At 55.8% G+C, this 24,566-nt stretch carries 24 protein-coding genes; 14 read left to right on the top strand and 10 right to left on the bottom strand.

Annotation, left to right across the window (positions count from 1 at the left end; genetic code table 11):
• Positions 1-56: 56 nt before the first annotated feature.
• Genes AC3WS7_RS09055 through AC3WS7_RS09040 form a run of 4 tightly spaced genes read left to right on the top strand, consistent with a single transcriptional unit; the run spans position 57 to position 4,518 of the window.
• Positions 57-1,424 (top strand): oligosaccharide flippase family protein, encoded by a 1,368-nt coding sequence (locus tag AC3WS7_RS09055; protein WP_492656108.1) that lies wholly within the window; start codon positions 57-59, stop codon positions 1,422-1,424.
• Between the two features lie 12 nt (positions 1,425-1,436).
• Positions 1,437-2,345 (top strand): glycosyltransferase family 2 protein, encoded by a 909-nt coding sequence (locus tag AC3WS7_RS09050; RefSeq protein WP_492656107.1) that lies wholly within the window; start codon positions 1,437-1,439, stop codon positions 2,343-2,345.
• A gap of 5 nt (positions 2,346-2,350) precedes the next feature.
• A complete protein-coding gene (locus AC3WS7_RS09045) occupies positions 2,351-3,322 on the top strand; it encodes an NAD-dependent epimerase/dehydratase family protein (protein WP_492656106.1) in 972 nt (323 codons plus the stop codon).
• Positions 3,319-4,518: a glycosyltransferase family 4 protein gene (locus tag AC3WS7_RS09040; RefSeq protein ID WP_492656105.1), complete on the top strand. Its 1,200-nt coding sequence runs from the start codon at positions 3,319-3,321 to the stop codon at positions 4,516-4,518. The genes AC3WS7_RS09045 and AC3WS7_RS09040 overlap by 4 nt, the downstream gene beginning before the upstream one ends.
• 54 nt (positions 4,519-4,572) lie before the next feature.
• Here the strand turns inward: AC3WS7_RS09040 and AC3WS7_RS09035 are convergent, their stop codons facing one another.
• The 10 genes from AC3WS7_RS09035 to AC3WS7_RS08990 form a co-directional block, all read right to left on the bottom strand.
• Complete coding sequence (locus AC3WS7_RS09035; RefSeq protein ID WP_492656104.1) at positions 4,573-6,084, bottom strand: O-antigen ligase family protein; 1,512 nt, start codon at positions 6,082-6,084, stop codon at positions 4,573-4,575.
• A 20-nt stretch (positions 6,085-6,104) separates the two neighbouring features.
• A complete protein-coding gene (gene epsG / locus AC3WS7_RS09030; protein WP_492656103.1) occupies positions 6,105-7,058 on the bottom strand; it encodes a chain length determinant protein tyrosine kinase EpsG in 954 nt (317 codons plus the stop codon).
• Entirely contained in the window at positions 7,055-8,485 is a 1,431-nt protein-coding gene (locus tag AC3WS7_RS09025; RefSeq protein WP_492656102.1) for a GNVR domain-containing protein, read from the bottom strand. Before AC3WS7_RS09025 ends, epsG begins: the two co-directional genes overlap by 4 nt.
• Before the next feature lie 11 nt (positions 8,486-8,496).
• Positions 8,497-9,291 carry a polysaccharide export protein EpsE gene (gene epsE / locus AC3WS7_RS09020; RefSeq protein ID WP_492656101.1) on the bottom strand — a complete coding sequence of 265 codons (795 nt, stop codon included), beginning with the start codon at positions 9,289-9,291 and terminating at the stop codon, positions 8,497-8,499.
• 8 nt (positions 9,292-9,299) lie between these two features.
• Positions 9,300-10,397, bottom strand: coding sequence for an EpsD family peptidyl-prolyl cis-trans isomerase (locus tag AC3WS7_RS09015; protein ID WP_492656100.1), 1,098 nt, complete (start codon positions 10,395-10,397; stop codon positions 9,300-9,302).
• Positions 10,398-10,419: 22 nt separating this feature from the next.
• A complete protein-coding gene (locus AC3WS7_RS09010; RefSeq protein WP_492656099.1) occupies positions 10,420-11,397 on the bottom strand; it encodes a porin family protein in 978 nt (325 codons plus the stop codon).
• A 174-nt stretch (positions 11,398-11,571) separates the two neighbouring features.
• Complete coding sequence (locus AC3WS7_RS09005; RefSeq protein ID WP_492656098.1) at positions 11,572-12,105, bottom strand: Crp/Fnr family transcriptional regulator; 534 nt, start codon at positions 12,103-12,105, stop codon at positions 11,572-11,574.
• Positions 12,106-12,203: 98 nt separating this feature from the next.
• On the bottom strand, positions 12,204-13,619 hold the full coding sequence (locus AC3WS7_RS09000; RefSeq protein WP_492656097.1) for an undecaprenyl-phosphate glucose phosphotransferase: 1,416 nt from the start codon (positions 13,617-13,619) through the stop codon (positions 12,204-12,206).
• A complete protein-coding gene (gene epsA / locus AC3WS7_RS08995) occupies positions 13,612-14,448 on the bottom strand; it encodes an XrtB/PEP-CTERM-associated transcriptional regulator EpsA (RefSeq protein ID WP_492656096.1) in 837 nt (278 codons plus the stop codon). Before epsA ends, AC3WS7_RS09000 begins: the two co-directional genes overlap by 8 nt.
• 162 nt (positions 14,449-14,610) lie before the next feature.
• On the bottom strand, positions 14,611-15,315 hold the full coding sequence (locus AC3WS7_RS08990) for a PEP-CTERM sorting domain-containing protein (RefSeq protein WP_492656095.1): 705 nt from the start codon (positions 15,313-15,315) through the stop codon (positions 14,611-14,613).
• 259 nt (positions 15,316-15,574) lie between these two features.
• Between AC3WS7_RS08990 and rfbB the strand changes: the two genes are divergently transcribed.
• The 10 genes from rfbB (at position 15,575) to AC3WS7_RS08940 (ending at position 24,556) form a co-directional block, all read left to right on the top strand.
• A complete protein-coding gene (rfbB, locus tag AC3WS7_RS08985) occupies positions 15,575-16,654 on the top strand; it encodes a dTDP-glucose 4,6-dehydratase (protein WP_492656094.1) in 1,080 nt (359 codons plus the stop codon).
• Entirely contained in the window at positions 16,651-17,556 is a 906-nt protein-coding gene (gene rfbD / locus AC3WS7_RS08980; RefSeq protein ID WP_492656093.1) for a dTDP-4-dehydrorhamnose reductase, read from the top strand. The genes rfbB and rfbD overlap by 4 nt, the downstream gene beginning before the upstream one ends.
• A 2-nt stretch (positions 17,557-17,558) precedes the next feature.
• Positions 17,559-18,461: a glucose-1-phosphate thymidylyltransferase RfbA gene (gene rfbA / locus AC3WS7_RS08975; RefSeq protein WP_492656092.1), complete on the top strand. Its 903-nt coding sequence runs from the start codon at positions 17,559-17,561 to the stop codon at positions 18,459-18,461.
• Positions 18,461-19,006, top strand: coding sequence for a dTDP-4-dehydrorhamnose 3,5-epimerase (gene rfbC / locus AC3WS7_RS08970; RefSeq protein ID WP_492656091.1), 546 nt, complete (start codon positions 18,461-18,463; stop codon positions 19,004-19,006). Before rfbA ends, rfbC begins: the two co-directional genes overlap by 1 nt.
• Positions 19,007-19,129: 123 nt before the next feature.
• Positions 19,130-20,860 carry a type IV-A pilus assembly ATPase PilB gene (gene pilB, locus AC3WS7_RS08965; protein WP_492656090.1) on the top strand — a complete coding sequence of 577 codons (1,731 nt, stop codon included), beginning with the start codon at positions 19,130-19,132 and terminating at the stop codon, positions 20,858-20,860.
• Between the two features lie 20 nt (positions 20,861-20,880).
• Complete coding sequence (locus AC3WS7_RS08960) at positions 20,881-22,098, top strand: type II secretion system F family protein (protein WP_492656089.1); 1,218 nt, start codon at positions 20,881-20,883, stop codon at positions 22,096-22,098.
• Complete coding sequence (locus AC3WS7_RS08955; protein WP_492656088.1) at positions 22,098-22,943, top strand: prepilin peptidase; 846 nt, start codon at positions 22,098-22,100, stop codon at positions 22,941-22,943. Before AC3WS7_RS08960 ends, AC3WS7_RS08955 begins: the two co-directional genes overlap by 1 nt.
• 4 nt (positions 22,944-22,947) lie before the next feature.
• Entirely contained in the window at positions 22,948-23,556 is a 609-nt protein-coding gene (gene coaE, locus AC3WS7_RS08950) for a dephospho-CoA kinase (protein ID WP_492656087.1), read from the top strand.
• 22 nt (positions 23,557-23,578) lie between these two features.
• Positions 23,579-24,334, top strand: a complete 756-nt coding sequence (zapD, locus tag AC3WS7_RS08945) for a cell division protein ZapD (protein ID WP_492656086.1) — start codon at positions 23,579-23,581, stop codon at positions 24,332-24,334.
• Positions 24,335-24,352: 18 nt separating this feature from the next.
• Complete coding sequence (locus tag AC3WS7_RS08940; RefSeq protein ID WP_492656085.1) at positions 24,353-24,556, top strand: DNA gyrase inhibitor YacG; 204 nt, start codon at positions 24,353-24,355, stop codon at positions 24,554-24,556.
• The last annotated feature ends 10 nt before the right edge of the window (positions 24,557-24,566 follow it).

The raw sequence follows: 24,566 nt of genomic DNA, 5'->3' as shown, positions 1-24,566 counted from the left end.
TTGAGGTGTGACGGCAGCCATTATGATCGAAGCATGCATACACCAAGACGCTGCTGATGACAGGAAAACGCAACTTTCGGCAGCGCATTGTTCATGCGGGTGTATGGACGATCGGGGGGCATGCATCCAGCCAAGCACTGCGTTTGTTCAGCAACCTGCTAATGACCCGTTTGCTCATGCCAGAGGCCTTCGGGATTATGGCAATCGCCAACATCTTCATCATTGGCTTGGCGCTGTTTTCCGATGTGGGGCTAGGCCAAAGTGTGGTTCGCAGCAAGCGCAGCGAGGACAGTTCGTTTACCAACACCGTGTGGACCATGCAGGTTGCACGTGGTTTGCTTATCGGCTTGGCGGCACTAGGGCTGGCAACGGCCTTGCGCGCGGCGTCGCACGAAGGGGTATTTGCAAATGACAGCGTTTACGGTCGCCCGGAGCTGCCTTGGATTTTGGCTTTGCTCTCACTGAGCCCTGCGATTGCGGGTTTGGAATCCACCAAAATGGCCTTGGCCAGTCGAGCCCTCAACGTAAAGCTCATCACTTTTATTGAGATCAGCAGCCAGGTTGGAGCACTGTGCTTCATGTTGGCTTGGGCATATCTGGCCCCTTCCATATGGGTGCTGGCTATTGGAGCCATTGCAGCAAACATCTTCCGGACAGCGCTAACGCACATGGCGATCCCAGGGGAACATAACAAATTTCAATGGGATAAAGAAGCCGTGGCTGAAGTATTGGGTTACGGAAAGTGGATATTTTTAAGCTCAATACTTGGCTTTGCAGTTTTGAACGGTGACAAACTAATTTTGGGAGGTTTGGTAGATGCTTCGACGCTTGGCATGTTCTCACTAGCTTCATTTTTCGTTTCTGCCATACAGCTAGTATTTAATAAGCTGAGTAGCAGCGTCGCCTTTCCTACTTTTTGCGAAGTGGCGAGAAGTAGACCTCAAGATTTGCGCAACACCTATTACAAGCTACGCCTTCCGATAGAAATAGCAAGCTTGTTTGCTGCTGGTTTCTTATTTGCTGCAGGGCACTTGGTCGCCAACATTCTGTATGATCAACGATACCAACAAGTTGGCATATTGCTGGAGATCTTGAGCATTGGCTTGCTAGAGGCTCGCTATGGCGTAGCGGGGCAGTGCTTAATGGCAATGGGGCACTCCAAAGCTTTTACCATGTTGATAGCGGTCAGATTACCGCTTGTAGTACTAGCACTGCCAGCTGCGTATGCAGCGTACGGACTCGAAGGCGCAGCTTGGGTCGCTGGCGGCAATGTATTAGTAACAATACCCCTTATTTTATTTTACAAGCATCGCTTCCATCTACTCGAAATTAAAAAAGAACTCATAACTCTACCAATATTAGTGGTCGGCTTTAGCACTGGCCTGGCTTGCAGTGGTATGTACTCTAATTTTTACCCTCTGTAAGTACCAGTGCTTATGCAACCCGATGTCTCGATTGTTCTGTGCGTATACAACGGCGAAACCTATTTGCGTCAGGCCATCGATTCTGTGCTGTGCCAAAATCTCTCCAACTTTGAACTGCTGTTGGTTGATGATGGGAGTACAGACAACACGTTGAGCATCATTCGTCAGTTTGCAAAGCAAGATAACCGATGCATAGTCCTGACAGGCCCTAATCAGGGCCTGATTGGCAGTCGGAACATGGGCATCGAACACGCTCGGGCCGAATTTATTGCGTTGATGGATGCTGATGACATTTGTATGTCGCAGCGTCTCATAACCCAGCTCCAGTACTTGCAAGCAAATCCGGTGTGCGTGGCTGTGGGCTCACAGGTATTACTCATCGATCCGGACGCTCGCCCTATCAAGCCTTTTTTGACAGAAGCCACACACCAGGCGATCGACGCAGCGCACATGGCAGGTCGCGGCGGTGCCATCATTAACCCAAGCGCCATGATTCGCAAATCAGCATTTATGCAGGTCGGCATGTACCAAAAGGATTTTCTACACGCCGAAGACATGGACATGTTTTTACGCTTGGCAGAGGTGGGCGAGTTGGCCAATATCCCAGAAATCTTGCTGCACTATCGCCAACACCCCGCAAGTGTTGGCTATCAGCATGCGAGCACACAACAAGCATCTGCGGCCCGCGCAACTGAAGCAGCCCGCCAACGAAGAGGGCTGCGCACAGAATCCGATCGTCTAGACTCGATGCACATAGCGAAACGAACATCTTTGGTGGATATCTACACCAAATGGGCATGGTGGGCGCTGGATGCTGGCAACGTTAGCACCGCCAGGCACCACGGTTTTCGAGCTTTGCGGCTACGCCCTTTCCGGGTTTCCAACTTTCGTCTTCTCTTCTGCCTGCTACGCGGCCACTAACGCACATGACCCACTCTTTTTCCCTAGCTGGCTCCACCTGCTTGGTGCTGGGCGCGCGCGGCTTTATTGGCTCGCACCTGACTGACGCACTGCTAGCCGCAGGCGCCCATGTGCGTGCATTTGACCGTCCAGGCATACAAGCAGTAAAAGGGGTTCCAGACGACAAGCGCCCCGGCCTCACCAGCCTGGAAGGTGATTTGGTGAGTACCAAGGACATCGATGTGGCGCTGGAGGGTGTGGACGTGTGTTACCACTTGGTATCCACCACATTGCCCAAAACGTCAAACCTGGATCCTGCTTACGACATCGAAACCAACCTTCTGGGCACCCTTCGCCTGCTGGATGCTGCAGTGCGCCACAAGGTAAAGCGTGTAGTGTTTACATCCTCTGGCGGCACGGTGTATGGCAACCCCTGCCACACGCCTATTGCAGAGACCCACCCTACCGAACCCACCTGCTCCTACGGGATCATGAAGCTGGCGATTGAGAAGTATTTGGCGCTGTATCAGCAGCTGCATGGCCTGCAACATACGGTGCTAAGGTTGGCCAACCCCTATGGGGAACGCCAACGCATCGAAGCGAGCCAGGGTGCCATTGCCGTGTTTTTGGGGCGGGCCTTGCGGGATGAAGGCATCGAGATTTGGGGGGACGGATCAGTGGTCCGCGATTACTTGCACATATCAGATGTAGTGCGTGCGCTGCTAGCAGCCGCTACGCTAGGCTCTGCCAACCAGGTTTTTAATATTGGATCGGGACAGGGCAGCTCACTCAACACGCTGCTGTCTACGATTCGCGATGTGACTGGCAAAGATTTGAAAGTGGGATACCAGCCAGGCAGAGGCTTTGATGTGCCGGTGAACGTGCTGGATGTAACCCGTGCTGCGAAGCAACTGGGGTGGAGGCCGCAAACCGATTTGCACACCGGCATTTCCCAGACTTGGCAATGGATACAACAGGAATACGGACGCCGCGCATGAACAAAAGACTAGATAAAGCCCGCAACGCATGGACTTATCTGAGGGAACATGGGCCCAAGGAATTTTTAAATCGGCTGCGGTTTGGCCCGCCACGCGACCTAGCTAAGCAATACGGTTACACACTGCTCGCACCGTACCCACGCCACCCGCAAACAGACAAAGTTGCTACCAACACCATCAATTGGTTTTTATCCGGTTTTTCAGCGACAAGCGGTGGGCACATCAACATCATGCGTTTTGTGCAAGGGCTGGAGACCTTGGGTTACGAATGCAGAATCGTGTTTAGTGAAGGACAGTGGATGGGTGCCCCTGAAGCTCTGCGCCAGAGCATGGTGCAAGCATTTGGTCCTATGAAGGCAAAGGTGTATCTGGATGCCCAAACTGCCCCGCCCGCCTATGCATGCATAGCCACAGGCTTTGATACGGCGTATTACGTGCGCGCCTTTGCCTCAGCGCACAAACGGTTTTACTTTGTGCAGGACTATGAGCCTTGGTTCTCAGCACCAGGCAGTGAATTCATCTTCGCTGAAAATACCTACCGCTTTGGTTTTATTGGCCTAACCGCCGGTCATTGGCTGGCCAGCAAACTGCACACAGAATTTGGAATGGAGACACATCCATTTGCCTTCTCTTACGATGCCAAGCTCTATCAGCCACTGCCACGGCAACACAAAGCAACCAAGCGCATTTTCTTTTATGCGCGCCCAGAAACCGAACGCAGGGCTTTTGAGCTGGGTGTTTTGGCATTGCACTGCCTACACCAGTTGCACCCAGCCATCGAGGTGGTATTTGCCGGCGGTAATTTGGAGCGTCAAAAATTTTCGTTTCCGCACCAAATCTGCGGAAAGCTCAAGGTTAGTGAGCTTGGAGCACTCTACAACAGCTGCGATGCAGCCTTGGTACTGTCGATGACCAACCTGTCGCTCTTGCCATTGGAACTGATGGCCTGTGGCACACCCGTGGTGAGTAATACAGGCCCTTGGGCTGAATGGCAACTGAGTCCCAACAATGCCAAACTTGCAGAGCCCAGCCCTCAAGCTTTGGCAAGGGCATTGGTGGAAGTCATCAGTAACCCGGCAGAGTGGGAGCGCCTGCATCTAGGTGGGCTGAACACCGTGGCGAAAAGCTCGTGGGATGCGGAAACACTGAAAGTGGCGGACGCCATACGGAGTCACGGATGCGTCACGAGCCTCTAATAAACCGGCAGGACAACTCCTCCATGTTGGAATTTAGTAATTTGCAACGGCTTCTTAGAGGTTTTTCTTCATAAGAACCTTATTTACAGTCAGCATGGAACTGTATGCAACGCAGATACCTCCCAAAAGCCAGTACAAATTGGGGATCATCAAAATACTACTGACGGTGTAAATGATGAACATAACACCGAGCATCGTAGTCAGCAGCGCTTGCCCTAAAACTCTCTCTTCCACCGTATTTGCACGACGTAGCACACTAAGAACCAACCAGATGCAAGCCAAAAAATATCCTGCGAATAAGGCTAAAGCGACCACACCTCCCGACAATGCAATCGCGATGTAAGAATTTACCAAGTCAATGATTCCTCCATTGGCGCCAGCACGCATAGACTCCATTTCTTCAGTGTTCAAGAAATCTGAAGATCCAAACCATAAGTTATTACTTATGACATGCAATGAGTTTTCCAGCAAATCTTGACGATAAGTTACGGTATCAGCGTCTACGACTCCAACAAATGGCAGGTAATTAATGAATTTCGCTCCATAGGGGGTCAGCAAAAATATCACTCCAGGCACAAATGCCAACAACCCCAATTTGAAAAGACGCAGAAGTGGAGCGGGCTCAAGAAATATAAATATGAGAAGCATGAGGGCAGCCCCCACCCAAGGGCCTCGGGATACCGGCGCAAACAGACCAGCACACAGTAGCAGGCCTACCGCCCATGTCAGATGCTTTTGTTGTTGCATCTGGGTTTTGGCCAGGTACCAGTACAAACCCAAGGCAATAGCCATGGTGTAGCCCAGCACAATGGCCTGGCCAGAGCTGGCCAGAGCGCGCAAACTCTCACCACGGCGGAGATAGCCACCATAACCCCAAGAAATATCAAAGGCAGGCGCAAGGGTTGAATACAAAAGCCAGCCTTTGGCAAACTCCAAAATAGCGACACTGGCAGCAATACAGGAGGCAATCAGCAAGGCTTGGATTGCATCGGTAAACTCATGCAACGTGCGCAAATATCGGCTTGCCACATAATATGGCAGCAGCACATCCAAGCATTGCGTAAAAGTGATGCGAGCGAAGTTCGTGATCGTGGTATTTGGGAAAACCAATACCAATGAGTACACAACATATCCAACAATAAATTTATCGGGCCAAATACTCCCAAGAGGCATCGTGTCTTTTGACCTTCGAATTTTCAAATACAAAGGCACAAAAACGGCAAATAAAATTAAGTGAAAGTAATTGATATCAAAGAGATAATTAACAATACCCGCACCAGGAATCTGCTTTTCAAACAGCGGCACGGCATACAGAACAAAAAAGCTCAAAGCCAGTGGATTTTTATCTTGCTTGGCTGCCCAAATCAAAACCGACACAGTAATAGCAGCAAAGAGCCAAAAATCAGGAGTCAGAAATGCAGCACAGGTAATCAGATACCAAGCAGTGATACGCGGCTGCAATACCTTGGGGTCCAAGCCCAAAGGTTGGGCGTATTTTTTCGCAAAATAGAAAATGCCGGTGGCCAAAAAGAGCACCACCAGCAACGACCGCAGAAATTCCGGCATGGATTCGCGTCTACGCAGGCTTAGGGCGCGACATCAACGAGTGGAGGGTCGTTCAGCACGGAGCCCACTACATTGATATTGGAGCGCTTGAGTTCACCCATCATGTCTTTGAAGGCGGAGAGTTTGGTGCTGTTCGCCCGCGCAACGGCCAAGGCGGCACCGGCTTTGTCTGCAACGATCATGGCATCGGCCCCCGCAGAAACTGAGGTGGTGTCGATGATGACGATGTCGTAGGTTTTGCCAGCCCACTCAAACAGCTCGGTGAGGTTGTCGCGGTTGAGCAACTCCAGCGGGTTGGGCGGGATAGGGCCTGCGGGCAGCACGTCCAGATTGGGGATGAAGCCAATGCTGTGCAGCGCGCTGGCCACTGCAGAGCGGCCGGCCAACAGACTGGAGAAGCCCAACTGGTTGTTGAGCTGGAACAAGACATGCTGGCGGGGCGTGCGCATATCGGTGTCAATCAACAAGGTGCGCTCGCCCATTTGGGCAAATACGATGGCGAGATTGGCGGCCAAGTAGCTGCCGCCCTCTGTCCTGCCCGCCCCCACTACGGCCAACATGGCGTGGCCTTGGGCTTTGTCGAACCAACGGAGTTTCAGCTGGCTGCGAATGGCACGCAGTTGGTCTACCTCGTGGCTAAAGGGCATGTAGGCGGCCACCAACTCGGGGTTGGTAACCTTGCCGCTGGAGCGAGGCAAATAGGCGTATTCGTACTGGTACGAGAGGGCATAGCGGATGTCACCTTCGCTGATGAGGCCCATCATGATGGCAGCCTCGCCGAAGCGGATTTTCTTCTCGCGCTGCAAGGCCATGACGCGCAAGGCGTCATCTTCGCTGATGATGCCCGCCTCTACCAGGATGGTGCCAATGGAACGCTTGTTTTTTGCTTTGGCTACAGAGGTGTCCAAACCGTTGAGGTCGATGTCGACATCTTCCGGAAAAAGCGAGGAGTTGCGAAATTTGGATTCACTCATGACAGTCCTGCCAGTCGGCTTGATGTCGCCATTTCTTTGCGCAGTTTGCGCTTGGTGAAGAATTTGCGGAATAGCGCCCAGCGCTCTGACAGGCTGTACGCATCGCCACGTCGCTCGATGATGCCGAGCACCGGGATGTCGTCGATCATGATGTCTTCCACTACGCGCACTTTGCGGCTGAGTAGCTCCAGGCCCATGGCCGCAGCAAACGCGGCACCCAAGGCTCCCAACAATGTACCCGCAATGTATTTGGGAATGTTGGGTTTCGAAGGTGCGGATGGCTCGATGGCCGGGCTGAGGATGGAGACGTTGGCTTGGTCGGTTTGTTTTTCCAGGTTGAGCTGATTGCTGCGTTGCAATACCGAGTCATAAATGCGTTTGGCGGCCTCTACGTCTTGGGCCAACACGGCCACTTGGTCGCGTTCGGCACGGAGTGAGAGGACGCGCTCTTTCTGGGCATCGATGGCGGCGCGCAGTTCGCTCTCGCGCAGGCCCGCGGTGGTTTTGGCAACGCGTGTGCTGCCGGAGACGCGGCCAATTTCCTTGGACAACTGCTGCTTGAGTTCGTCTACTTGTGCTGCCAACTGCACGCGCTGGGGATGGTTGGGACCCAAGTTCACGCTAAGTTCGGTCAGCTTGTTTTCGGCACGGCTAAGCTCTGCACGCAGGCCTTGCACGACAGGGCTGGCTTGAACGTCTGGCGAGAGTTCATCACTCGCTGTTTTTTGGCGGCTGCTGATGCCCATGTTTTCTCCCTGCAGGGCAACAAGCTGGGCCAAGAGTGCGTCGAGGCGCTGGCCTTCGATGTCGGCACGTTGGTCATTACCGACAATGCCTTTTTCGCGCTGGTACTCGGAGAGTTTGGCTTGTGAGGACTCCACGTTGTCGCGGAGGGTTTTCAGGCGGTCTTCAAACCAGTCCGCATATTGGCGCACAGGCTCCACGCGCAGGTCGATGACGAGATCGAGATAGGCCTGTGCGTAGGTGTTGACCACACCAGTCACGAATTTGGGGTCACCCCCCTCAAACGTGAGGCGGATAACGTTGCTACCGCGCAGGGGCTCTGCCAGGAGGCCACGGCGCAGGATGTTGGCGTAGTGGTTTTCCAGCGGGACTTTGCCTTGTGTGGCGTTTTTCCACTGGTCTACAAGGCTGGGGGTATCTGCAATGCGCAAGCGCTTGACTACGCCAATAGCCACCCGTTCACTCTGCAGAATGGCGATTTGGGTTGCGATGTAGTTGCCACCTCCTGCAGCAGTGCCTGCAATGGGATCGACGCGAGAGTCGACCAGCAAGTCGGTGGTGGCCTGGTAAGCCTTGGGGGTTGTCCAGGTGTAGGCACCACCGGCAATGGCCACCACGACAAATGCCAAGGCAGCAATGTACCGGTGGGCAAAGACGATAAGAAAGATTTGCTTGGGCGTCATGGCGTGTTCACTTAAAACAGGCTTTCGCGCACAAAGATCACATCGTCAGGTTGCACCATGTCAGTTAGCGACGGGGTGAGTTCCGTTACCTTGCCGTCCAGGCTGTGGCGGTGCACACGCAAGCCTTTTTCGGTGCCGCGCGCGGTGGGGCCACCGGCGCTTGCAAGCGCCTGCAGGAAGGTCATGTTGCGCTCAACGCGGAATGAGCCAGAGCGTTGGGCCTCACCGTAAATGTAGTAGACGGGGGCACGACTCACGTATACGGTGTCACCCGGAGCCATGACGAGGTTGTTGCCAGCCGTGCCTTGGAGGTAGATGGAGAGCAGGTCGACTTCTTGGCGGAAGGGGCGCCCGTCACGTTGACCAGTCACCACGACGGTGTCGGCCCCGCCCTGCGCAACCCCCCCCGCCAATGCCAACACATCAGACAGACGGGTTTGAATGTACTCCAGGGGGTGCAGGCCAGGCTTGAGCACGGCGCCCATGATGGCGAGCTGTTTGCGGCGGGATTGAACCTGGCTCACATTGATCTGGGGCTGCTGCATGTAGCCCCCGTTCTTTAGCGCAGTGGCAATGAGCTTTTCGGCATTGGGGACGGTTAAACCCGCCAAGCGCACGGAACCGATGAGCGGAAAGGTGATGTCACCAGACTCCTGAATACGGGTTTCCAGCGTGAGATCCGGATTTTGGAAGACCTGGATGCGCACGGTGTCACCAGCACCAAGCTTGTCATCAAAGACCTGGTCTTGGGCTTGGCTAAGCCCGGAGCACAACACTGCGCCGAGGCAGAGTGTGCGGAGAATCATTTGGAGTGTCATTTGAGTCCCTTCAAGCCTTTTTCTAGGTTGGCTGCGTTGGGGCTCGCCGGCTCCGCTTGCCCAGCCTGACTACGCGCGTCATCACGTGCCTTGGCACGTGCTTCTTGCTCTGCTTGGGCAGCGGCTTGTTCTTCAGCCTTGAGCTTGGCAGTCGCATCTGCGGTGGCTTTTGCATCGGCAGCGGCTTTGGCTTTGGCCTCTGCTGCGGCGTCAGCCTCTGCTTTGGCCTTTGTCTTGAGGGCGGCCTCGCCACCTGCAAATTCGCCAAAGTATTCAATCTTGGCCTTGCTCTTCATGTCAGCCCTGGCTGCCTTGATGGCCTCCCCGCCCCGTTGATTGGTGAGGAACACATTGATGGCTGGCAAAGCCTGCGCCTCGGATACGGGTTGAAGCTGCGAACCGGCAACTCGCATGACAAGGAAATTGTCTTTGCTTTCCACAAATGCAATTTGGCCGTCTTTCAGGGCATGCAGCTTGGGCAAAATCTCGAGGGGCAGTTGTTCGGCAGAGCGGGTTCCAGAGTTTGGTGCGAAGTTGATATTGCGCTCTTTCAGCCAGGCGGCGATTTCTTCCATGCTTTTGGCAGACGCAACGCGGGCACGCACTTGGTCCAGGTTGGGTGTGGCTTTACCCAGTGTGATTTCTTGCAGGTTGTAGATCCGGCGTTGGCTGAACAATGCAGGATTGTCAGCGTAGTATTTTTTGGCTTCTTCTTCGGTGGGTTTGGCTTGTGCAGATGCAATTTGCTCTAGCGCAGCGCGGGCAAGGATTTCGCGCTTGGCGGTTTCTATGGCTGCAACGATTTCAGGCTCACGATCCAGCTTTTTGCTGAGTGCCATATTGATGGCCAATTGCTGGTCCACCAGGCTCCCCAGGATTTCCGCCTTTGCCAATGGAAGTGTTTCCTGGGTGACGCCACGTGCCTTGCCCAACAGTGCATTCACTTGGTGAACCGAGATTTCCTCTCCGTCCACAGAAGCGACCACCTGCGTGCTGGTGACTTCTTTTTTGCCGCAACCCGCAATGGCAAGGACAACCGCGCTGGCAATGATGAGTGTGGCAAAAGAACGTTTGTTGGTGCGTTGCTGGAACATATTTATTACCTACCCTTAAAAACTAAAAAGCGAACTGCGCGGCCAACGTGAGTTGCCGAGCTACGTAATCGGTATTGGCGATGTTGCTTTGGCGAGTGGACTCGGCGAAGGTCACGCTCAGTGTGGCCTGCTTGCGTGGCTGCCAAGTGTAAGAAACAGAGGTGTCATGGAGGTAGTCCAATCTGTTGGTGGGCATGCCGGTGGGGTTGCCTTGGTCTAACCTCTGTGCATGACGGTACTGGAGGCGCAAAGACGATTCGGGAGAAATTTGCCACATGGGCGATAGTGTGAAACTGTCGGTCTGGGCGTGGGTCGTGCCATTGGTTTGGTAGCTGGAGAGATCGCGCTGCCAACTGGCCTGCAAAGAAGTCTTGCCTGACATACGCCACTCAACGCTCAGGCCACCAGCAAAGCCGCTGTAGTCAAACTGGGGGGTGAGTCCGTAGCGCTGCTGGCTATGGTTGAGTCGGGCACCCACGTTGGTTTTCCCGCTTGGGGTCCACTGTGCAGTGAGGTTGTGCGAGGTGCTGGTGTAGTCGGTGTTGCTCACACCGCGGCCTTGCTGCAATGCGTAAGCCAGCGTTGTTCCAGGGGCGGCCTCATAGCGCAGGCCGATATTGGCGCCAGCGGAGCGATTGTCGGATTGGCCAACCAAGGCTCTCTCATTAATGGAGCTGTTGTCAGACAGGCCAGTGGTCAACTGCCAAGGGCCACGCAACCCATAGGCGAGGGAGAGTTCCGTGCTTTGCGTCTTGTTTTTATTGCGCAAATTGGGGTTCACACTGTCTGTGGTCGCGTTGAGGGTTTCAGTGCGCGTACTACGAAGGTTGCCAGTCAAGCGGGGTGTCAAACTCCAGCGCCACGCTGCGCTGTAGTTTTGGCCTATATAGTCGAAACTGCTATTGGTTTGGTACTGGTTACCTGTGAGGCTTGCGTCCAAATCAAATTGCTGAAGGCCATAAGGCAATGCAACGTTGATGCCCGTGCTTTGGGTTGTCACCCGTTCAGACACTGCAGAGGCCCCGCTAGTGCGAAAAAAGTTATCGGAGTTCAACACGCTGAGACCTGCACGCAGTGTCACCACGTCCTGGGCTTGCGCCCACAGAGAGGGCACCACGGCCAAAAGAAATACACCTGACCCTAGGCGTAGTGGGTGCGAGCTCATAGAGATGGATTACAGACTGGCGTCGAGGGCGCTGTGGGTTGGGGACGTCAGCGCTTGGCGAAGACGCTTAGCTGTGAGTTTGACGACCATGAGCAAAAACTTGTTGCCCAGTCGGGGATGGTCGGCCAACAAGGCGTTGAGACTTTGCGACGAGAGGACCGCAAAATCGCTGGGCTCGGTGGTCACACAGCTTGCAATGCGGGTCTCACCGTCAAACAAGGAGATTTCACCGATGACTTCACCGGGCGAGAGCTCATGCACAACAGTGTCGACACCGTTGAGGTTTTTGACGATAGCGGCTTTACCCGTAATCAGAAAAGCCAAGAAGTCTCCAGCGTCACCAGCACGAATAACAGTGGATTGGCGCGGAACACCATAGACCTCTAAATAATTGCTTAAGAGTGCTGTTTCCTGGCGGCTGAAGTCATCAAACAGGTGCTGTGGCTGCACGGCGTCAATAAATTCATTAACAAAATCGCTAACAGTACCCAAGGCCTCTGACTCGGGTTGCAGCTCTATGAAATTCGACGTCGTATTGGTCAAGTCTCCAGCTCCTCGTATGCACCAGAGTGCTCGTATATTTTTCGAATTATGCGATTGCTTTGAACCGCTTCACAATAGTCCATACGGGCTAAGTAAAACTAGTAGGCCTGCTGGTCTTTTGCAACTAATCGTATGGTGCGCAAAATAATGTAGAGATCCAAGCGCAGGGTCCAGTTCCGCAAATAATCCAAGTCGTAATCAATGCGGCCCTGCATTTTTTCCAGGGTATCGGTCTCACCACGGTAGCCGTTCACTTGGGCCCAGCCGGTAATGCCCGGTTTGACTTTGTGGCGCACCATATAGCCCTTGATGAGTTTGCGGTACATCTCGTTGTGTGCAACCGCGTGGGGGCGCGGTCCGACAATGCTCATCCGCCCTTGCAAGACGTTGATGAACTGTGGCAACTCATCGATAGAGGTTTTGCGCAAAATAGCGCCAAGAGGCGTGATACGGCTGTCGTTTTTGGTGGCCTGCTGCACTTTGGCGCCGTCTTCGGTGACCGTCATGGAGCGGAATTTGTAGACCACAATTTCCTTGCCGTCCAAACCGTAGCGCCGCTGCCGAAAGACGACAGGGCCGGGTGAGGTTAATTTCACGGCCAGCGCAACACCCATCAAAACGGGAGAAATCAGAAGAAGGATGAGCGAAGCCAAGACAATGTCGCTCAAGCGCTTGATGACACCACTGGAACCTGTGAACGGTGTTTCACAAACAGATATCACCGGCATGCCGCACACGGAACCGGTTCGCCCCTGAATCAGGTCTGTGATGAACATGTCTGGGACGAAAAATATGGACGCCGTTGTGTCTTTCAACTCATCGAGTACTTGCAGAATGCGCGGCTGCGAGGCCATGGGCAGCGAGAGATAGATCAGCTGGATGTTGTGATTACGCACATACGCAGGCAGCTCTTTTAAACGCCCAATCATGCGGTAGTCAGTGGAAGCATCGAGCCGTTTGAGATCCCGGTCATCGAAGAACCCAGCGAATTCGATTCGGGAGTACGGTGTGTCTTCCACGCGGCTGGCCAGTGCAACCCCCTGATCGTTCATACCCACAATGATGGCCCGCCTAGGTGGCCCCTGCAATTGCACAAGGTAGGGGGCGCAAAAACGCAACATGGCGTGACCGACGAGTTGACTCAGAGGTGCCAAGCCGAGCCAAGCCCATAGCGCAGGGTGTGAAAACTCTTTGAGGTACCCGGTGGCGATGCCCGTCAGGAGGAGCAGGGCGGCAGTCCAGATCCAGCTGAGAAATACATCGCCCAAAAGCTGCCACCACGAAGAGTTGAGCCTAGGCGTACCGGGAAAGGTGACTGCGAACACCAATACGGAAAGGATGAGATACGAGGCAGGGAGCGCGCCTTCAAAATAAATCGCAGCTCCCCACAGGGAAAGAACCAGACACAGTGGCTCCAACCCGGCTTCGAAGGCACTGAGCAAGTTGTCTTTTCCCAGAGGGCCGGGCTCGTGGCGCGCAGACAAAACTGCGGCGGGCTTGCTTGCCTCAGGCATTTTGAGACAATTTGCGTGCCGCGTCGGATGGGGTGTAATGCCGTTTGAAATTTGACACTGCCTGGGCGCGATTGAAAACGTCCAGTTTTTTGAAAATGCGTTGCATATGGTTCTTGATGGTGAAAGAGCTCACATTTAGTATGCTACCAATTTCACCATTGGTTTTCCCCATCGCAACCCATTTCATAATTTCAGCCTCCCGATCACTGAGGGGGCCGTTGTCAGACACCACAGGCAGCTCTACCTCAGCAACCGCCGGATTTGCATATTGATTGGGCAGCAACTCGACTTGCCTTAACGTGGAGTCGATATAGGGCAAAAGAATCCTTACCGCATTGGATTCATTGCGCCTGCGTTTGGGAAATTTGCTGAAAAACACATACAGACAGTCGTGGCGACCACGCTGGTCATTTATGCCATGCACCAATGAAGAGCGCATGGAGGACATAGCTTCTGCAATAGGGCCCTGCATAGCAACGCTTTCCCAGGTGAAGCCGTCTTCGTTCACATTGATGGTGAAAGGGGCCCTGTCTTGCGTAATCCACCGGTCAAACAAACCCGTGAGCAGCGGCGCAATGGATTCGGCCACCGCGCTCTCAGACCGCACGCCAGGCATGGATGAAACTACATCGTAATGAATCAAGCCCAGGTGAAAGTCTCCCCAGGCAGCAATCAGAATATCGTGGGGAAGGTACTGCTGCAAGCTGCCTTGCAGCCATTTCATCAGATCGATGTGCCGACGCACGCTCAAAATCTCATTCACCAGTGCGGAAAACTGGCTGAAGTCCTCTTCGGTGGGAGTACTGACATCTCGAGAGAGCAACGGCATGGGAAAACGATCACCAATAGGGAGTGAGCCACAAATGGTAGCGATTTTTTGTGACACTGCCATCCCCCAAACGGGTGATATGAACAGAAACAGTGCACGTCTTTTGGCATAAAAAAAGGCTTGCCGGTACAGGCAAGCCTTTTTGGGATCGAAAACCGGAAATTAAGCGGTTTTGCCTTTGTTGCGACGGCGTGCAATAGCACCCATCAGGCCCAAACCGGCCAGCATCATGGCGTAGGTCTCTGCTTCTGGAACCGCAGTAACGCTCACCAGAGTGAAGTCAGACTGGCTAGTGCAAGTGGCACCAGCTTTGCAAATGCCAGGCAGCGCAGAGAAGGCGATCGATGTCACTTTTTGGTTGCCGAAGGGGTTGGTGACAGACCAAACACCACCCTTGCCCAGATCAGCCAAAGCCAGGTTGGTAACCACACCAGCGGCATTGGTCCAAGTGGCCACCGTGGAGCTGATGGCAGTCAGCACAAAAGTGCCGAAAGAGCTGTCTGCATACTGAACCTTAACTTCCGCTTGCTCTTCAACGTCGCCGTACTCTGGGCCGTCAAAGAACAGGCCCAATGTGAATTGGGAAATTCCGTAAGCTTGATTCAGCGTACCAACAATGCTTTCTTTGCTGTCCACTTCACCATTGATGCCGCCAGCGACACCAACGCCTTGGTAACCGCCCATGGCGGGAGCAAAGGCAAAAGCACCAGGGGTTGCGCCAGCAGAGTAGGCGGCGAAAGTACCCATCAAGGTGGGCTGCGTGGCTGCACCAGAGGTGAAAGAAGTGCCTTGGACGGTGATATCCGCAAATGCACTCAAGGATGCAGCTGACAATGCAGCTGCGGTCAAAAGTTTGGCAAATTTCATTGTGTATCCCTGTGAGTTTAAGAACGATGGCGCTTACTACTTACTACAGCCGGAGCCCGACCTTGGAAGATAGTTTGCCGCGGCACCCCTGAACCAACAATAGTCCGTTTGGACTAATTGGTTCAATGGCAGCTCTACAAGGGGGAGAAACCCGAATTGGTGACATCGCAGACACACTGTTGTGCAGCCGTTTGTATTCGTGTGCCCTGCTATATTCTGCGCGATCGTTTGCGTACATGAACCCGAGGGAAAGACACCCATGACCATCTTGGTAACCGGCGGCGCCGGCTTTATTGGCAGCAATTTCGTACTGGATTGGCTGGCCCGGTTCGATGAAACCGTGGTCAACCTCGACAAACTGACCTACGCCGGCAACCTGGAGAACCTGGCCAGCCTGGATGGGGATGCGCGCCATATGTTTGTGCAGGGCGACTTTGGCGATGCGGCGCTGGTCAACCAGCTGCTGGCCGAGCACCAGCCCCGCGCCATCCTCAACTTTGCCGCCGAGAGCCATGTGGACCGCTCCATCCACGGACCAGAGGACTTCATTCAGACCAATATCGTGGGCACCTTCCACCTGCTGGAGTGCGTGCGGGCCTACTTTGGTGGCCTGCAAGCCGATGCCAAGGCTGCGTTCCGGTTTCTGCATGTATCCACCGACGAGGTATACGGCTCCCTGGCCAAAACCGACCCGGCCTTCTCTGAGACCAACAAGTACGAGCCGAACAGCCCCTACAGCGCCAGCAAGGCCGCCAGCGACCACCTCGTGCGTGCCTACCACCATACCTACGGCCTACCGGTGCTGACCACCAACTGCAGCAACAACTACGGACCCTTCCACTTCCCCGAGAAGCTGATTCCGCTGATGATCGTGAACGCGCAGGCGGGCAAGCCACTGCCGGTGTATGGCGATGGCCAGCAGGTGCGCGACTGGCTGTATGTGAAGGACCACTGCAGCGCCATCCGCCGCGTGCTGGAAGCCGGCACCGTGGGAGAGACCTACAACGTAGGCGGCTGGAACGAGAAGCCGAACCTGGACATCGTGCACACCGTGTGCGCACTGCTGGACGAACTGAAGCCCCGCGCCGACGGCAAGCCCTACCAAGAACAAATTACCTATGTGACCGACCGCCCGGGCCACGACCGCCGCTACGCAATTGACGCACGCAAGATCGAGCAGCAGTTGGGCTGGAAACCGGCCGAGACCTTCGAGACCGGCATCCGCAAAACGGTGCAGTGGTACCTAAACAACCCGGCTTGGGTGAGCAATGTGCTGAGCGGTGGCTACCGCGACTGGGTGAACAAGCAGTACGGCAGCGCCGACAAGGCAGCGGCATGAAGATTTTGCTGCTAGGCCGCGGTGGCCAGGTGGGCTGGGAGCTGCAGCGCTCTTTGAGCGTTCTGGGCGAGGTGGTGGCGCTGGACTTTGACGCCACACAGAACCCCGACGGCCTGTGCGGCGACTTTACCGACTTGGCCGGGCTGGAGTGCAGCGTGTTGCAGGTGCGGCCCGACGTGATCGTGAACGCCGCGGCCCACACGGCGGTGGACAAGGCCGAGAGCGAACCGGCACTTGCACGAGCAATTAATGCTCTAGCCCCCGCCATGCTTGCGCAAGCAGCTACCAAAATAGGAGCATGGCTGGTGCACTACAGCACCGACTATGTGTTTGACGGCAGTGGCTCCGCCCCCTGGAAGGAGACCGATGCCACCGGCCCGCTGAGCGTGTATGGCCAGACCAAACTGGAAGGTGAACAGGCGGTGGCCCGCACCCCCAAGCACCTGATTTTGCGCACGAGCTGGGTCTACGCCACACGCGGCGGCAACTTTGCCAAAACCATGCTGCGTCTGGCCGGCGAGCGCGAGGCGCTAACGGTGATCAACGACCAATTCGGCGCCCCCACGTCGGCCGAGCTGCTGGCCGATGTGACGGCCCATGCACTGCGGCAGCTGCAGGGTCAGCCAGAGCTGGCCGGGTTGTACCACTGCATTGCCAGCGGAGAGACCACCTGGCATGGTTACGCGCAGTTTGTGTTGGGCCAGGCACAGGCCTTGGGCCTGCCGCTCAAGGCGGGCCCCGCGCAGGTGGCCCCCACGCCCACCAGCAGCTACCCCACGCCGGCCAAGCGCCCGCTCAATTCGCGGCTAGACACGGGCAAGCTGCAAGCAGCCTTTGGCCTGACACTGCCCCACTGGCAGGTGGGCGTGGCCCGCATGCTGACCGAAATTTCAGGGAAGTAACCATGACAACCAACGCGAGCGCCAAGCAGCGCAAGGGCATCATTCTGGCGGGCGGCTCCGGTACACGCCTGTACCCCGCCACCCAGGCGGTGAGCAAACAACTGCTGCCGATCTACGATAAACCCATGATTTATTACCCGCTGAGTGTGTTGCTGCTGGCGGGCATCAAGGAGGTGCTGGTGATCAGCACCCCACAAGATACGCCTCGTTTCGAGCAACTGTTGGGCGATGGCTCGCAGTGGGGCATCCGCATCCAATACGCCGTGCAGCCCTCCCCAGATGGCCTGGCGCAGGCGTTTTTGATTGGCGAATCGTTCCTGGACGGTGCCCCCAGCGCGCTGGTGCTGGGCGACAATATTTTTTACGGCCATGACTTTGCGGGTCTGCTGGAAAGTGCGACCCAACAAACCACAGGCGCTACGGTATTTGCCTATGCCGTGAATGACCCTGAACGTTATGGCGTGGTCGAGTTCAATGCAGAAGGTCGAGCGATCAGCCTGGAAGAAAAACCCAAGACTCCCAAGTCACGCTATGCGGTGACTGGCTTGTACTTCTACGACGACCAGGTGGTGGAACTTGCAAAACAAGTCAAGCCATCCGCGCGTGGCGAGCTGGAGATTACAGACTTGAACCGCCTATACCTCGAACGCGGCGAACTGGATGTGCAGACCATGGGCCGTGGCTACGCCTGGCTGGACACGGGCACCCATGAGTCAATGCTGGAAGCCAGCCAGTTCATCTACACCATTGAAAACCGCCAAGGCCTCAAAGTAGCTGCACCCGAGGAGATTGCTTGGCGCAGTGGCTGGATTGACGATGCCCAGCTGCAAAAACTGGCCCAACCACTGGCCAAGTCGGGCTATGGGCAGTACCTGTTGCGTCTGCTCAAGGACAAGGTGTTTTGATGAAGGTGACGTCCACCGCCATTCCCGATGTACTGCTGATCGAACCCAAAGTGTTTGGCGACGAACGCGGTTTTTTCTTTGAGAGTTTTAACGATCGGGTGTTTCGGGAAGTTACGGGGGTGACCCTACCCTTTGTGCAGGATAACCACTCCAAGTCGGCCCGAGGTGTGCTGCGGGGCCTGCACTTCCAAACCCGGCAGGCCCAGGGCAAGTTGGTGCGAGTGGTAGCGGGTGAGGTGTTTGATGTGGCAGTAGACATCCGGCGCGACTCGCCCACCTATGGTCAATGGGTGGGGGAGATTTTGTCTGGAGACAACAAACGCCAACTTTGGGTGCCCCCTGGGCTGGCGCATGGCTTTCTGGTGCTGTCGGAGTCGGCAGAGTTTTTGTACAAAACGACCGACTATTACGCCCCGGCCTATGAGCGCTGCATCGCCTGGAATGACCCGTATTTGGCCATCGATTGGCCTGCCTTGGGCACGCCCCCCCAGCTATCCGCCAAGGATGCGGCAGGCATCGCCTTCAGCGACGCTTGCGCGCAGTAGCGACGCCCCTGCCCACCTTCGGCAGCAGGGGTGGGGAATATGCGACGCACAAAGGGGGAAATTTGGCCTCCAAGCCCCCTACAAGCGCACCAATGCGTCTGGCTTCGTATATCCTAGTTGGCTATGGCTGTAGCTGACTCTGTTAACCGCGACACCACCACGGTGGCCCTGCCCGGTATTGGACGCGCCTTGGTGGCTGCTGGAAAGCTGCCGCAGAAGGCGGCTGAAGACCTTTACCGCAAGGCTATGGGCGGAAAAACCAGCTTTATGGCGGAATTGGTAGGGTCCGGGGCTGTGTCCTCCGCCGACCTGGCCCACACGCTATCAGCTGCCTTCGCAGCTCCGCTGGTGGACCTGGACGCGGTAGACCCCCAGCGACTACCCAAGGGGCTGCTTGACCCCAAAATTTGCACCGACTTCCGCGTGCTGGTGCTCAGTAAACGCGGCAACCGCCTGATCATCGCTACGGCAGACCCTTCCGACCAGGCCGCCGCCGAACGCATCAAGTTCTCGACCCAAATGGGGTTTGACTGGGTGATTGCCGAGTTTGACAAGCTATCCAAATTGGTAGATGCCAACACCACCACCGCTGCTGAAGCGATGGAAGACATCATTGGTGGGGATTTCGAGTTTGATGAAAGCGCAACAGAAGTTGCCACAGAGACGAGCGCGACCACAGCAGAGGTGGAAGACGCCCCGGTGGTGCGGTTTTTGCACAAGATGCTGATGGACGCCTTCAGCATGCGGGCCTCTGATTTGCATTTTGAGCCCTACGAACACACCTACCGCGTGCGTTTTCGGATTGACGGTGAGCTACGCGAAATTGCCAGCCCACCCATCGCCATCAAGGACAAGCTGGCCTCGCGAATCAAGGTGATTTCGCGCATGGACATTTCCGAGAAACGGGTACCGCAAGACGGACGCATGAAGCTCAAGGTAGGCGCAGACCGCGTGATCGATTTCCGCGTCAGCACCCTGCCCACGCTGTTTGGCGAAAAGATTGTGATCCGGATCTTGGACCCGAGCAGCGCCAAACTGGGTATTGACGCGCTGGGCTACGAAGCAGAAGAAAAAGAACGGCTGGTCAAGGCCATTGGACGTCCCTACGGCATGATTCTGGTCACCGGCCCCACGGGCTCCGGCAAAACCGTGTCGCTGTACACCTGCCTGAACATGCTGAATCAGCCTGGCGTCAACATCGCCACGGCGGAAGACCCGTCCGAAATCAACTTACCGGGTGTGAACCAGGTGAATGTGAATGAAAAAGCGGGACTGACCTTTGCGGCAGCGTTGAAATCCTTTTTGCGCCAAGACCCGGACATCATCATGGTCGGCGAAATTCGCGACTTGGAGACGGCGGACATTTCCATCAAGGCGGCGCAGACCGGACACTTGGTGCTGTCGACGTTGCACACCAATGACGCCCCCACCACGCTCACCCGCATGCGCAACATGGGCATCCAGCCCTTCAACATTGCGTCCAGCGTGATTTTGATCACTGCGCAGCGCTTGGCGCGCCGCTTGTGCCTGAACTGCAAGCAACCGGTGGATGTACCAAAAGCCGCCCTGCAGGATGCTGGCTTCAAAGAGCAGGATCTGGACGGCAGTTGGAAGCCTTATAGGGCGGTAGGTTGCTCTATGTGTAACAACGGTTACAAAGGGCGTGTTGGTATTTACCAAGTGATGCCCATTAGCGACGAAATTCAGCGCATCATCTTGCGGGACGGCAGCGCTATGGATATTGCAGCGCAATCCGAGGCTGAAGGCGTACGCTCATTGCGCCAGGCTGGCCTGCACAAGGTAAAACTCGGGCTGACTTCGTTGGAAGAAGTGTTGGCCGTCACCAACGAATAAAAGGCAACCCAGGGGACCCTATGGCAACAGCAAAGTCTGCGGACAACAAAGACGCAGTTTTCGAGTGGGAAGGCAAAGACCGCAATGGCAAGCAGGTGCGAGGTGAAATCCGCGCCGTGGGCGAAAACCAGGTCAAGTCGTCACTGCGCCGCCAAGGGGTAACGCCCACCAAGATCAAAAAACGCCGCATGCGTTCGGGCAAGAGCATCAAGCCCAAGGACATGGCGATCTTCACGCGCCAACTGGCCACCATGATGAAAGCCGGTGTGCCACTGCTGCAAGCCTTTGACATTGTGGGTCGGGGCAACCCCAACCCCAGCGTCACCAAGCTGCTCAATGACATCCGCCAGGATGTAGAGACAGGCACTTCGCTGAGCACCGCTTTCCGCAAGTACCCACTTTACTTTGACAACCTGTACTGCAACCTGGTGGAAGCTGGCGAGTCGGCCGGTATTCTGGACCAACTGCTGGACCGCCTGGCGGTCTACATGGAAAAAACAGAGGCCATCAAGTCGAAGATCAAGTCAGCCCTGATGTACCCCATCGCTGTGCTGGTGGTGGCGTTTGTGGTGGTGTCGGTGATCATGATTTTTGTGATTCCCTCGTTCAAGCAGGTGTTCACGTCGTTTGGTGGTGAACTACCAGCCCCCACACTAATGGTCATTGCCATGAGCGAGTTCTTTATTGACTATTGGTGGTTGATCTTCGGTGGCATCGGCGGCGGCTTGTACTTCTTCATGCAAGCCTGGCGGCGCAACGAGAAAGTCCAAGCGTTCATGGACCGCCTCATGCTCAAACTGCCCATCTTTGGTGTGATGGTCGACAAAAGCTGTGTGGCCCGCTGGACCCGCACTCTCTCCACGATGTTTGCTGCGGGCGTACCTTTGGTGGAAGCCCTTGATTCTGTGGGAGGTGCATCGGGCAATATCGTCTACCAAACAGCCACCCAAAGAATCCAGCAGGAAGTATCAACCGGTACCGCTTTGACCGCCGCCATGACCAACGTGAATCTGTTCCCCAGCATGGTGCTGCAGATGTGCGCCATTGGTGAAGAGTCTGGCTCTATCGATCACATGCTGGGCAAGGCAGCCGACTTCTTTGAAGCCGAAGTCGATGATATGGTGGCCGGCATCTCCAGCCTGATGGAGCCCATCATCATCGTGGTACTGGGCACCATCATCGGCGGTATTGTGGTGTCCATGTACCTGCCAATCTTCAAGCTGGGACAAGTGGTTTGATGCTCACGGATGTGCAGTGGCTGGACGCCAGCCTGGTGGGCGTGCTGGGTTTGCTGATTGGCAGTTTTCTCAACGTGGTGGTACACCGGCTTCCCAAAATGATGGAACGGCAGTGGGCGGCAGAGTGCGCCGAGCATTCCGACAAGGAAGCTGCCGCCAGCGAGCCCTTCAATCTGATGGTGCCGCGCTCACGCTGCCCGCACTGTGAGCACCAGATTCGGTGGTTTGAAAATATTCCCGTTGTCAGTTATGCCGCGCTGGGTGGCAAATGTGCGGCCTGCAAAGGCCCGATCAGCGTGCGCTACCCCTTGGTCGAGCTGGCCACAGGAGCCCTGTTTTTCTGGTGCGCCTGGCAATGGGGCGCTACTGCAACCGGGCTCGCCTGGTGTGCATTCTCGGCCTTGCTGCTGGGCATGGCGCTGATCGACTGGGACACCACCTTGCTACCCGACGACATGACTTTGCCGCTGATGTGGCTGGGTCTGGTGGCTGCGGCGATGCAGTGGACCCCTGTGCCTTTGTCCACCGCCTTCTGGGGCACTGTGGCGGGTTATGGGTCGCTGTGGTCCATTTACTGGGTATTCAAGCTGGTAACGGGCAAAGAAGGCATGGGCTATGGCGATTTCAAGCTGTTTGCCGCGCTGGGAGCCTGGTTTGGCTGGCCTTTGCTGATTCCCATCATCCTGATTGCGTCGGTGATTGGTGCCATTGTGGGCATTGGCATGAAATTCACCAGTGGTCTGCGCGAAGGTGGCTATGTGCCATTCGGCCCATTCCTGGCAGGTGCTGGCTTTGCCGCCCTGCTGCTCGGCCCGATGACGCTGCGCCAACTGGTGGGTATTTAGTCCCATGGCGGCTGCCTTGCGCTTGGGTCTGACCGGTGGCATAGGCAGCGGAAAAAGCACAGTTGCCACGCGACTGGAGACCCTGGGCGCAGCGCTGATAGATGCTGATGTATTGGCACGCGCCACGACCGCACCGGGCGGCGCAGCCATCCCGCAGATAGAAGAAACTTTTGGGTCAGGTTTGTTGACCTCCGAAGGTGCCTTGGACCGCGACAAGATGCGCCAACGGGCCTTCACCGACACGTCAGCACGCGCGCGGCTTGAGGCCATCATCCACCCTTTGGTTGGCTTGGCCATGGAGCATGTTGCCGCGCAGGCGGAGGCAGCAGGAGCACGTTGCCTGGTCTTCGATATTCCCCTGCTGGTCGAGTCGGGGCATTGGCGCAAGCGCCTGCACCGGGTGCTGGTAGTGGACTGCAGCAGCGACACCCAGATCCAGCGGGTAATGCAACGCAATGGCCTGTCACGCATCGAAGTTCAAAACATCATGGACGCGCAAGCCAGCCGCGCTCAGCGCCTGCAGGCGGCCGATGCCGTCGTGTTCAATGATGGCATCGGACTGGACGAACTAGCTCTGCAAGTACAGCAAATTGGGCGACAGTTCGGGCTATGATTCGCCGACCGGAAAATACAGCGTGATCCTCTACGAATACCCCTTCAACGAACGCATTCGCACCTATTTGCGACTTGAACATCTGTTTCTGCGTTTGGCAGAGTTGATGGCCCGTTCCGAACCACTGGATCACCACTTTGCGTTGGCTACCATTTTTGAAGTCATGGACGTGGGCGCGCGTGCTGATTTGAAATCGGACGTTCTCAAAGATTTGGACAAGCAAAAACAAATCCTCAATGGCTACCGCGGCAACCCAGCCATTGCCGAAGCCGTGCTCGACAAGGTCATTTCCCAGTTGGACCACTGCTTCACATCCCTGAACGGGCTGACCGGCAAAGCCGGCCAAGCGCTGACGGAAAACGACTGGCTCATGAGCATCCGCAGCCGTGTGGGCATTCCCGGCGGCACCTGCGAATTTGACCTGCCGGCCTACTACGCCTGGCAGCATCGCAGTGTAGAAGCCCGCCAGCAAGACCTGCAGCGCTGGGCCTCCACACTGGCCCCCTTGGCGGAATCCATCCACCTGCTGTTGAAGATGCTGCGCGACTCTGGTGCGCCCCAAAAAGTGGTGGCTGTAGGTGGGCAATTCCAGCAAAACCTGCCCCAGGGCAGAACTTTTCAATTGTTGCGGCTGGCCCTGGACCCGGCACAGCAAGTGATCCCCGAAATCAGCGGCAACCGCCTGATGGTGTCCATCCGCCTGATGTGCCACGCCGACGACGACCGCCTGCACGCCAGCGGCGAAGACGGGGCTTTTGAGCTGACCCTGTGCTCCTGAGCCGGCGGGGAGTTTTCTATGGCTGAGCCCATTTCTCAAAAGATCGTGACCTGCCCGCAATGCGGCGGCGACAGCGTCTACGCACCCAGCAATGTGTACCGTCCGTTTTGCAGTGAGCGCTGTAAAAATCTGGATCTGGGTGCTTGGGCCAGTGAGTCATTCCGCGTGCCTACCGAGGCCCCGCCTGACGACCAGGTATTTGGCGACGCCAAGCTGCAATAACCCTGCGGTG

Source organism: Rhodoferax sp. EU05-FHT12H12 (genome assembly GCF_058791215.1).
This window is presented reverse-complemented; position numbering and strand designations above follow the sequence as displayed.